Origin of the sequence: Mesorhizobium sp. B3-1-6 (assembly GCF_006439555.1) — a bacterium.
Lineage (GTDB): Bacteria > Pseudomonadota > Alphaproteobacteria > Rhizobiales > Rhizobiaceae > Mesorhizobium.
In genome coordinates, this window is the sequence record NZ_VFTM01000064.1 from 1 (window position 1) to 9,778 (window position 9,778).

Below are 9,778 nucleotides of genomic sequence, written 5' to 3' on the forward strand. Positions count from 1 at the left end.
AGCCATCGCATCAAGAAATGCGCCTGGAACGACGACTATCTCATCAATGCGATCACTCATATGCGATAGCCCTGCCCAAGTGGGGGAGATGTCCGGCAGGACAGAGGGGCGCGCGAAGGATCGCGACTTATCTCACCTTGCGCCACCGATCGTTGCACGGTCGCCTGTCGCTGACGAGCAAATTCAGACCTCAAACAACCAAGTCCCGCATCGGCTTCACCGCCGCAGACTCCGGAAACACCTTGTCGCCAAGCACCGCCGCCGACAGCCCGAACTGGTCGGCCAGCAGCCCCTTCAGCACCGCGCGCACATCGCTGGTCGGCGCCAGGTCGCGCCGTTCGTAGAGCTGCGCCGGCTTCAGCCCCGGCCAATCGGCGATGACGCGGCCGCCCTTGATCGCGCCGCCGGCGAGCAGCACCACGGTGCCGGTGCCGTGGTCGGTGCCGATAGTGCCGTTGATGCGCGCCGTGCGGCCGAATTCGGTGATCGCGACGACCGCCGTGTCGCGCCAACGCTCGCCCAGCCCCTTCTCGAATTCCTCGAAGGCGCCGTCGAGGCCGCCGAGCAGATTGGCGAGCCGGCCGGTGGCGCCGCCTTCGTTGACATGCGTGTCCCAGCCGTCGAAGGCGAGTGCGGCGATACGCGGCCCGTCATCGGCCGCCATCAGCCTCGCCGCGCCTTGCGCCGACTGACGCATGCCGGCGGCATTGCCGAGACCGCCTCTGGGTTTCATCGCCTTGCCGTCGGGCGCGTCGCCGATCGCCATCCGGTCGGCGTCGAGCCCTTTCTGCAGCGCCGCCGCCAGCAAAGGATCGCGATGGTTGTAGAGGTCAAGCACGCGCTCGGCCAAGGCGTCGCTGGGCGTCGGCAGGGCCTGCGGCGCCCAGCCGAGCACGGGTGCTGCACCGCGGATCACCAGTGGCGTCGACGGTCCGACCGCGAGGCCGCCGAGTTTCGCCACGCGTTCGCCCGCCGGCAGGCTGGCCAATGCCCGGTTGAGCCAGCCAGTTGTGGCGTTGCCGGGGCCGGGCAGGCCGCTTTCCAGCACGTCCTGGCCGTCGAAATGCGAGCGGTCGCGGTAGCCGGTCGCGGCCGCGTGCACGACGGCCGCCTGGCCTGCCTTGAACAGGCGCGCAAACACCGGCATTGCCGGGTTGAGGGCGAAGAAACCGTCAAGCGGCAATGCCGGGTTGGCGCCTGAGAGCGAAAGCGCGATGTCGCCATGCAGGCCGGCATAGTCTGGATCGCCGACCGGCCCGACCGTCGACAGCCCATCGAGCGCGCCGCGCAGCACGATGACGATCAGGCGCGGGTCGCGATTGTCGGCCGCTCGGGCAAAGCGCGGCAGGTAGGCCCAGGCGAACAGCGCGCCGCCGGTCATCAAGACGGCGCGGCGGGACAGGTTCGGGGTTTCGCAAAGAAGGCTCATGGGTTCATCTCCATTGCTAGGTCACCGTCGCTGGAATTCGGGCGCCATCAACAGCAGCGCCAGGCCCTGCTGCTTGGACTCCGCCCGCGCAATCGCCTGCCGTGTTTCGGCCGAGACGGACGCACCGATCAGCGACGCCAGCGTCTCGTCCGGGTCGCCGATGTCGTCCGCCTGCTTCGCCGCCTGCCAGGCGATGTCCAGCCGCGTCTTGAGGCCCTCGGCGGAAGCCCATGCATCCGTCCGGTCGGGAAAGCCGTTAGGCCCCGGCGGTTGCCATAGCGGCTCGCCGAGCACGCTCAGCCAGCGAAGCGATCGTTGCGGTTCGTTGCCGGGGGTGGCGCCGACCGCCCGGCGCAGCGCGACGACATAGTCTAATGGCGAGCGCAGCTTCGTGAGCGGCGTCGACCAGGCTTCGGGCATGTCGATCAGCGTCAATGCGATCGCGCGCAGGTCGCCATCGGTCTTGGTGAAGACCGTGGCCAGGCGGGCGACCGCCGCCGGGGACGGATCGTCCGCGATGAAATGGCGGGCAAGCTTGGTGGCGATGTGCCGCGCGGTGGCCGGATGGCGGGCAATGTCGTTGAGCGCGGCCTCCGCCTGGCCCATGCCGCCATCGGGATAGGTCTTGCCGAGCAGCACCGCCTTGCCCGGCTGATGCGCATTGGCGTTGAAGACGAAGCTTCCCGGCTCGCCCAGCCGCCCCTCGCGTCCGGCCATCGTCCAGCCGGTCAGCATGGCGGCGAAACTGGTGACGTCGGCCTGGGCGTAGCCGCTGCCGACGCCCAGGGTGTGCAGCTCCAGGATCTCGCGGGCGAGGTTCTCGTTGAGGCCGCGTCCGCGTTGCTTTCCGGCGCGCGAATCGGGGCCGATGGACTGCCGGTTGTCGAGGTAAAACAGCATCGCGGGATGATGCTCGACGGCCAGCAGCATGTCGGCGAAGCGGCCGAGCACGAAGGGCCGAATCGCCTCGCGTTCGAAGGCGCCGGCGCTGGCCCGCACGACCGGTGCCTTGGCGACGGAAACGCAGAAATGGTTCGACCAGAAGCCGACCAGCCGTTCCACGAAACCGGGTGTCGCGGCGAGCGCCTTGTCGAAACGGGCCTGCGCTTCGTCGCGATAGATGTCGGCCTCGACACGCGGCACCGCGGGTTTGGCTTTTGGCCCGGTCGGGCCGGCCGGGTCTTCCGCGGCTGTCGGCTGCATCGCGGCCGCCGCCTTTTCATCCCGCGCCGCCTTGCGTTCCATGGCCGCCGTCATGCTGGCCTGGATCGCCGCGGTGCTGTCCAGCAGCCCGGCATTCTTCGGGTCGTCGGGTGAAATGAGCGCGATGTCTTGCTGTTTGAGCTCGGCCTTGAGGTAGCCGCGTGGATCGGCGGCGATCTTGCCGAGGTTGTCGCCAGTTTTTGCGCCGAGGCCGAAGCGGTTGAGCGCGACCAGGGCGGGGTCCGGCGAGACGGAATTTGAGACCGGTGCGGCCAATGAAGCCTCCGTTCCGAACCGACACTTCGGCCGGCATGTTGCATGGATCGGGAAGGGCGCTCACGACGCCGGCCGCAGCCCCGGCGTCATGCGCGGGCCGTCACCAGCGGCGCCAGTGGTGCCAGCGGTGGTAAGGATGCCAGGCCGGGCCGATATAAACGCGCGGCCCGCCCCAGTAATAATAGCCGGGATAGATCACGCGGCGATTGGGGACGCAGCGGCCCCAGTGGTTGGGATGCCAGCCCGGACCGCAGCCCCAGGCGACACGCTCGATAAGCGCCGGCGCCGGCGCAGCCGGTGCGATCGGCATCGCCGAGGCGGCGCTTGCGGCTGCCGTCCCGCCGATGGCGAGCGCTGCCGCGATCGAATATTTCGTCAGACTGTTCATGGGATACTCCCGAAAGTTTCGAGGTTGAAGAGAACCTGCCCGCCGCCGAAGGCGGTCACAGGCCTGTCCCTCTTTTCCTTGAACGGGGCGTGTCCGCTCTTTCCGTCGCTGCCTACGGCGATTTTTTTGCAGGCGCCGGCGGCTGCCTGCCGGCGCGCCGCATCAGGGCGTCCGCCAGCAGTTGGCGGTCTTCCGCCGATCCCGACGCGGCGAATTCGATGATGCGTTGCTCGAGCCGGGTGCGCACGGTGACATCGGCCTTGCGCGCGCGTTCGAGCGCCGCCGCAAGCGCGTTGCTGTCGAGGGTCGGCTGCTGCAGAAGGTTCGCCGCCTCGCGCCGAGCGGCCTGGCCGTCGAGGATTACGTCGCGGGACCCGCGGCGCACCTCGCGCAGCGCCTGACGGAAGACCTTGCGGTCGGCGGCCGGCAGCCTGCCGCCGGCCGATTCCAGCGAAAAGCCCGGATTGGACTTGCCGATCAGCCAACCCGTCCCGCCGGCGAGCGCGCCGATCAGAAAGACGTTGAGTACCAGCGATGCCGCGACAAGACGGGGGCTCATAGGTCCTCCTCGGCCTGGTCGGCGTCGGGACCGGCATCGCCGAACGACGTCGCATTGGCATCCATCACATAGTGGTCGGAGGGAGCGTCCGGGGCAACGACGGTCACCAGCGCCAGCCCAGCCACGGCGCCGGCCAGGCCGGCACCGGCAAGCCCGAAGCCCAGCCACCAGAACCGGCGGTGGCGGCCCTGCCTGACCTCGGTCGCGGCGCGGGCGACAATGGCTCGATGGAGCGCCGGGCGGGGTGCTTCGACGCGATGCCGGTCGAGCATGGCGTCGAGCCTGCCGGCGCGCGCCAGGATGGCCTGGCCCTCCTCGGTATCGGCAAACAACATGGCGGCGGCCTGCTCGGCGGGCGACCAGCGGTGCAATGCGCCGCCATAGGCGTCCGCCAGTGCGGCGAAGCGCCTGGCATCCATCGGCCCGTTTGCGGTCTTCTCAGCCATCTCGTTCCCCCTTCCACCGTTTTGACGTGGCCCCCCACGCCGCAGTCCTCAAAATTCGCAGTCCCTTCGAAGTCTCAGTCATCGCCATCTCCCGCGAGCATGGCCTGCAGAGCGCGCCGGCCGCGCGCGAGCAGGCTTTCCAGCGCGTCGACGCTGACCTGCATGGCGCCGGCGGCCTCGATGTTTGACAGCTCCTGATAATACACCAGCACGATCGCCTCGCGCTGGCGCGGCGCGATACGCTGCAGCGCCTGGCTGACCCTGCGCTCTTCGTCGCCCGGCATTGCATCTGGAAGCGGCGCTTCATCGGCCACCTCCGGCAGCTCGTCCGTCGTCCATTCGCGCCGGCGCCGCAACCGGTCGTAGCAGAGATTGAGCGCGACGCGGTGGATCCAGGTGTCGAAGCGCGCCTGCCCCTGGCGCCAGCCCGAGGCGTGGCGCCAGATGCGCACGAAGGTTTCCTGGGCGACGTCCTCCGCCTCCGCCGCGTCGCCGAGCATCCGGGCGGCCAGGGCCAGGATGCGCGGCAGCTTGCGCGCCACCATCGCCTGCACGGCGCCGGGGTCGCCGGCGCCGATGCGGCGTACCAATTCCTCGTCCGGATCGGCGCCCATCAACCCGGGCGCTCGCGGCTGTCATTATGCGGCATAGCCTCTTGGTCATTGCTCCTGATTGGGAGCGGATTTGTGGCCCGGCCTCTCGTCGGCGCTAAGCACGCCGTCGCCGTTCTTGTCGAGCTTGGCGAAGCGCTTGGCGAGGAAGGCGTCGAGCTCGCCCTTGTCGACGAAGCCGTCCTTGTTGGTGTCGATGCGCGCGAAGGATTTGGCCGGATCGCCCTTGGCCTTGCGGGCGGTCTGGAAAGCGGTCCATTCGGCGAGGCTGACCTTGCCGTCATTGTCGGTGTCGGCCCGCATGAATGCCTTTTCCCGGCGTGCTTCGAACTTTTCCAGGGTGAGGCTGGACTTGTCCGTGGCGGCAGCCGAGCTGCTCGGTGCCGTCTGGGCCGGGGCAGGGGGCGGCGTCGTTGTCTGGACGACCGCGGCCGCGGTCTGCAGGCCAAGGGCAACGACGAATATCGTTTGGCGGATCATGCTCTCGTCTCCGGTGGGGCGCGGCCATTGGCGGCCACGCTTCAGCCGTTAAACGCGAGGCAAAGCAAAATCCGTCGGTCTTTTTTCGACCGGACAAAAAGTCCCCGGGATCCGGCCTGACCGGACCGGATCGTCCCTGAAGGATCGAAAGCGACGACTATCTCGGGTGGTCGACGGCCACCAACTGGTCCGGCTTGAAGCCGGCATGCTGCGGGGTCCAGACGTCGCCTTCGCGGTTGAACCAGTGGCACAGATATGTGCCTGAGGCCGCGCCGTCGCTGATTGTCATTTCCGGGCCTCCGGATTTCAGCCTGACGACGTCTCCGGTCTTGAAACTGTTGGGCATTTCGACCTCCCATGCTGACAAGGCGAGTTTCCCACCAACATCGATTCCCGACAATGGCCGAGATGCGCCGATGACGTGGTGCAGGCGGGAAGGCGTGGAAAACTGGTGCCGCTAGCGTGATCCGCGAGGCAGCACTGTCATATCAAGGCTTTTGAGCTCCACTGATTGGCTGCCTTCTCCGCCCGGGAGGACGATCATGGACCTTTCTTCCGACAATTTGCGGCAGGGCGCACAGGTGGAAGCCCGGCTCGCTTTTTGTGGTTAGGATTTGAGGTCAGCAAGCCGGGCTATGCGCCGACCGATGGGCGGGGGGCTTGGGGTTATCAGCCGGCGCGATCGCGAGACTGTCTGATTTGCCTGCCAGCCCACAATCGACCGAGGTCCGTCCTGCCAAACGCATTGGTCCGAAAGGACCAAAGATATAGCCCCTTATTCCGTTGGGGCAGCTTGCCCGCCGGTGATCTTTGTTACCTGCCCCCATTGCCCACGGTTAACGAGCAGACCGCTCACCGCCCGGCCTCCGTTAACAGTTTGGTTCTCGCGGAGAATCTTGGTGCCGCTTGCGTGACTCGAACACGCGACCCCATCATTACGAATGATGTGCTCTACCAACTGAGCTAAAGCGGCCCGGGAAGCGTCAGGCTTCCAGAATGGGCTGGGTGATAGACTCAACCGCTCGCTAATTCAAGATGGGCAGCGGTGAATTCCAGCCTCGTTGGCGGCAATTCCGATCTAGGGTTACCGCGCAACGGGCGCAGGCGCGGCCCGTGGCGGCGTGCGGGCCGCACGTCCTTCGCACCTGGCTGGCCGGCGCGACCGCGCCGGTGGTGACGAAAAATGTTGATTCTTAAACAAAAAATGCCGAAATGGCTTTGGCCGGCAAGGCAGCCGCTCGCCGTTGATCGATTGGTCGCCTGCGGCTGACGATCAGACAACCGTGAGCGAACGCGCAGAGGGAGCTCGCTTGGACCCCATCGAGAAAGCGATCCGCAATGCCTTCGAGAAAGGCAATGCCGAGGACCGGGCGTTCCGCGAGAAGGTCTATCGATCGGCCTTTGCCGCGCTCGACCGTGTCCTGCAGGCCAATCCGAACGTCACGGTCGAGGCCGCCATCAGCCGCCGCAAGGCGGTGCAGGCCAAGATCACCGAGATCGAATCGGAGTTCCTGCCGGCCGTGCCCGATGTGACGCTGCCGCCGGAAAACGTCGCCTCGGCCGGCAATGGCGCGCCGGATCCCCGCGTCGAAGCGCCGGCCGTGTCGGCCGCGCCGTCGGTCGACGCGCCGCTGCCGCCATCGCAATCCGCGCCCTCGCCCTCGATCACCGTCGACGGCCCGGTGCAGCCCGATGCTTCGGACCAGCCGCGCTCACGCGTGCTGCCGCGCGTGCCCGACATCATGCCGGACGAGACGGCGCTTCCCGACGCGCCGTCGCTCGACGATTCGCCGGGCGCTCCCGTCGGCAACGGCGCTGAGGTCGCGCCCGACCGCGACGAGCGGCGCATCAGGGGGCGGCGCCTGCCGCTGACCGCGATCTTCGTCGTCGCGACGCTGCTCGCGGCCGCCGGCATCGGCCTCTATTTCGCCAAGCAGACCGGCGTCTTCAAGACGGCGGCCGAGCTCGACACCGGCCCGCCGGAACCGACGCCGACGCTGGACGACGAGGATTCCACGCCGCCGGCCGAACCCGGCTCGCCGCAGAAGCCGGGCGAGGCCGACCAGTCGAAGAACTGGATCAACGTCTTCTCGCCGGCCGATCCGACCCGTGTCAGCACGCCGTCCGACGCCGCCGCCGAGGTGATGAAGGACGACACCGGCCAGTTCCTGCGCATCCGCTCGGGCGCGTCGGGTTCGGCCATCGCCTTCGATGTCGGCCAGGGCGTGCTGGAGAAGCTTGCCGGCAAGCACGCTATGTTCGACATCGTCGCCCGCTCGGAAGAAGGCAAGGAGACGCAGATATCGGTCGATTGCAATTTCGGCGATTTCGGCGATTGCGGCCGCAAGCGCTACGCCGTCGGCCACGAGCGCAACGAATATCTGTTCGACGTGCAGTTCCCGGACAAGCATCCGGGCGCGGCCGGCACCATCGCGGTCAACTCCGACTTCGACCAGAAGGGCAAGTCCGTCGATATCTACGAGATCCGCGTTTCGATCGCGGAGTGATCGCGCCGCTCTGTCTGCAGGCGCCGGCGCGCCGGCGAGGGGTCGTCCCTAGCCGTCCAGCAGCGCCTGCAGCGTTTCGATGCGATCGGCTTCCGCGGCCGGCTTGTCCCAGCGCAACCGCGAGATGCGGGGAAAGCGCATCGCGACGCCCGATTTGTGGCGGGTCGAGCGGTTGAGGCCTTCGAACGCCACCTCCAGCACCAGGCCGTTCCCGCGGTCGGCGCGCACCGAGCGCACCGGCCCGAAACGCTCGATCGTGTTGTCGCGCACATATTTGTCGATCTCTCTCAACTCCTCGTCGGTGAAGCCGAAATAGGCTTTGCCGACCGGCACCAGCTCTTCCGAACCCTCGGGGCCGGACCAGACGCCGAACGTGTAGTCGGAATAGAAGCTGGAGCGCTTGCCGTGGCCGCGCTGCGCATACATCAGCACCGCGTCGATGGTGTGCGGATCGCGCTTCCATTTGAACCAGGGGCCCTTCGGCCGGCCTGCAAGGTAGGGCGAATCCCAGCGCTTCAGCATCACCCCTTCGATGATCGGATGCGGCGGCGCCTGGCGCAGCCGCTCCAGCGTCTCCCAGTCGGAGAACGCGACAAAGGGCGAGAGATCGAAGCGGCTGGGATCGAGCGTCCCGACGAAGGCTTCGAGGCGCTTGCGGCGCTCGCCGAAGGGCAGCGCGCGCAGATCCTCGCCGTCGATCTGCAGCGCGTCGTAGCAGCGCATGAAGGCCGGATATTGCTGCTGGATCTTCGGCGAGACGCTCTTGCGGTTCAGCCGCTGCTGCAGGTCGGAAAAGGTTCCGGTCGCCTCGCGCGGGTCGCCGACCAGCAGCTCGCCGTCCAGCGCCGCTTCGAAATTCATGGCCGCGGCGAGGTCCGGGAAGGCGCCGGACACGTCATCGCTGGTGCGCGAATAGAGCCTGCGCACGCCGCCTTCGCACACTGCCTGCACGCGGATGCCGTCCCACTTCCATTCCGCCGCATAATCGGCCGGATCGAGTTTTTCGAGGTCGTTGTCGCCAACGGCATTGGAAAGCATCGCCGGCCGGAACAGCGCGAGTGCGGCGCTCCTCGGCTTTTCCGCCCGGCCCTCCAGCCAGGCGAACAGCTCGGTGTAGGGCGGCGCCAGACCGTGCCAGAGCTCCTCGATCTCGGCTACGTCGACTTGGCCGAGGTCGGCCAGCGCCTGCTTGGCGAGCCGCGCCGACACGCCGATGCGCAGGCCGCCAGTGACCAGCTTGATGATGGCGAAGCGCGCCGAGATGCTGGCGTCGTCGAGCAGCCGTGACAGCACCTTCGGCCCGTCGGAACGGCTCGCCGCCTGCAGCCTGCCGACCACCTCGGCAAGCGTCGGCACATGATTGGGGATATGCCCTTGCGGTTGCGGCCAGACCAACGACACGGTCTCGGCGAGGTCGCCGACATAGTCGTAGGAATAGCCAAACAGCACCGGGTCCATGCGCTCGACCACCAGCGCGCGCAGCATCGCCGGCTTCACCGCCGCGATGTTGAGATCGCCCGTGATCGCCGCCAGCGCCAGCCCGCGATCGGGGTCCTCGACGCTGCGGAAATAATCGGTGAGCAGCGTCAGCTTGCCGTTGCGCGACGGCATCAGCACCAGACGGTCGAGGAGCTCGGCGAAGCGGTTCATGGGGATGTGCGCCCCGCCAATGGCGAAAGCCGGCGCGAGGCACCCCCCTCTGGCCTGCCGGCCATCTCCCCCGCACGGGGGGAGATTGGCAGTTTCGGCCCTGCCGCACATCCTGCAATGTCGATGATTGGCGAAAGCCGTCGCGACATCCGATCTCCCCCCTTGCGGGGGAGATGGCCGGCAGGCCAGAGGGGGGTGTGAAGGATCGCGGCGTTGCCAATTCCCGCAT

Annotated in this window: 10 protein-coding genes and 1 tRNA gene; 1 reads left to right on the plus strand and 10 read right to left on the minus strand. The window is 67.6% G+C overall.

Annotated features, from left to right (window positions below; genetic code table 11):
• Positions 1 to 190: 190 nt before the first annotated feature.
• From FJ414_RS30995 to FJ414_RS31035, 9 genes are all read right to left on the minus strand, one after another.
• The gene (locus tag FJ414_RS30995; protein WP_140648150.1) at positions 191 to 1,429 is read right to left on the minus strand and encodes a DUF1501 domain-containing protein; all 1,239 of its coding nucleotides are present in this window, start codon (positions 1,427 to 1,429) and stop codon (positions 191 to 193) included.
• Between the two features lie 21 nt (positions 1,430 to 1,450).
• Positions 1,451 to 2,908: a DUF1800 family protein gene (locus FJ414_RS31000; RefSeq protein WP_140648151.1), complete on the minus strand. Its 1,458-nt coding sequence runs from the start codon at positions 2,906 to 2,908 to the stop codon at positions 1,451 to 1,453.
• Between the two features lie 100 nt (positions 2,909 to 3,008).
• Positions 3,009 to 3,296, minus strand: a complete 288-nt coding sequence (locus FJ414_RS31005) for a hypothetical protein (protein WP_140648152.1) — start codon at positions 3,294 to 3,296, stop codon at positions 3,009 to 3,011.
• Positions 3,297 to 3,408: 112 nt separating this feature from the next.
• The gene (locus FJ414_RS31010; protein ID WP_140648153.1) at positions 3,409 to 3,855 is read right to left on the minus strand and encodes a periplasmic heavy metal sensor; all 447 of its coding nucleotides are present in this window, start codon (positions 3,853 to 3,855) and stop codon (positions 3,409 to 3,411) included.
• Positions 3,852 to 4,301, minus strand: a complete 450-nt coding sequence (locus FJ414_RS31015) for a hypothetical protein (RefSeq protein WP_140648154.1) — start codon at positions 4,299 to 4,301, stop codon at positions 3,852 to 3,854. Before FJ414_RS31015 ends, FJ414_RS31010 begins: the two co-directional genes overlap by 4 nt.
• 74 nt (positions 4,302 to 4,375) lie before the next feature.
• Positions 4,376 to 4,915: an RNA polymerase sigma factor gene (locus tag FJ414_RS31020; protein ID WP_140648155.1), complete on the minus strand. Its 540-nt coding sequence runs from the start codon at positions 4,913 to 4,915 to the stop codon at positions 4,376 to 4,378.
• A gap of 45 nt (positions 4,916 to 4,960) precedes the next feature.
• The gene (locus FJ414_RS31025; RefSeq protein WP_140648156.1) at positions 4,961 to 5,392 is read right to left on the minus strand and encodes an acid-shock protein; all 432 of its coding nucleotides are present in this window, start codon (positions 5,390 to 5,392) and stop codon (positions 4,961 to 4,963) included.
• Between the two features lie 157 nt (positions 5,393 to 5,549).
• On the minus strand, positions 5,550 to 5,738 hold the full coding sequence (locus FJ414_RS31030) for a DUF2158 domain-containing protein (RefSeq protein WP_140648157.1): 189 nt from the start codon (positions 5,736 to 5,738) through the stop codon (positions 5,550 to 5,552).
• A gap of 551 nt (positions 5,739 to 6,289) precedes the next feature.
• Positions 6,290 to 6,365: transfer RNA gene (locus FJ414_RS31035), tRNA-Thr, on the minus strand.
• Positions 6,366 to 6,702: 337 nt separating this feature from the next.
• Between FJ414_RS31035 and FJ414_RS31040 the strand changes: the two genes are divergently transcribed.
• Complete coding sequence (locus tag FJ414_RS31040) at positions 6,703 to 7,899, plus strand: hypothetical protein (protein ID WP_181181762.1); 1,197 nt, start codon at positions 6,703 to 6,705, stop codon at positions 7,897 to 7,899.
• A gap of 48 nt (positions 7,900 to 7,947) precedes the next feature.
• Here the strand turns inward: FJ414_RS31040 and FJ414_RS31045 are convergent, their stop codons facing one another.
• Positions 7,948 to 9,549, minus strand: coding sequence for a cisplatin damage response ATP-dependent DNA ligase (locus FJ414_RS31045; RefSeq protein ID WP_140648159.1), 1,602 nt, complete (start codon positions 9,547 to 9,549; stop codon positions 7,948 to 7,950).
• Positions 9,550 to 9,778 lie beyond the last annotated feature (229 nt).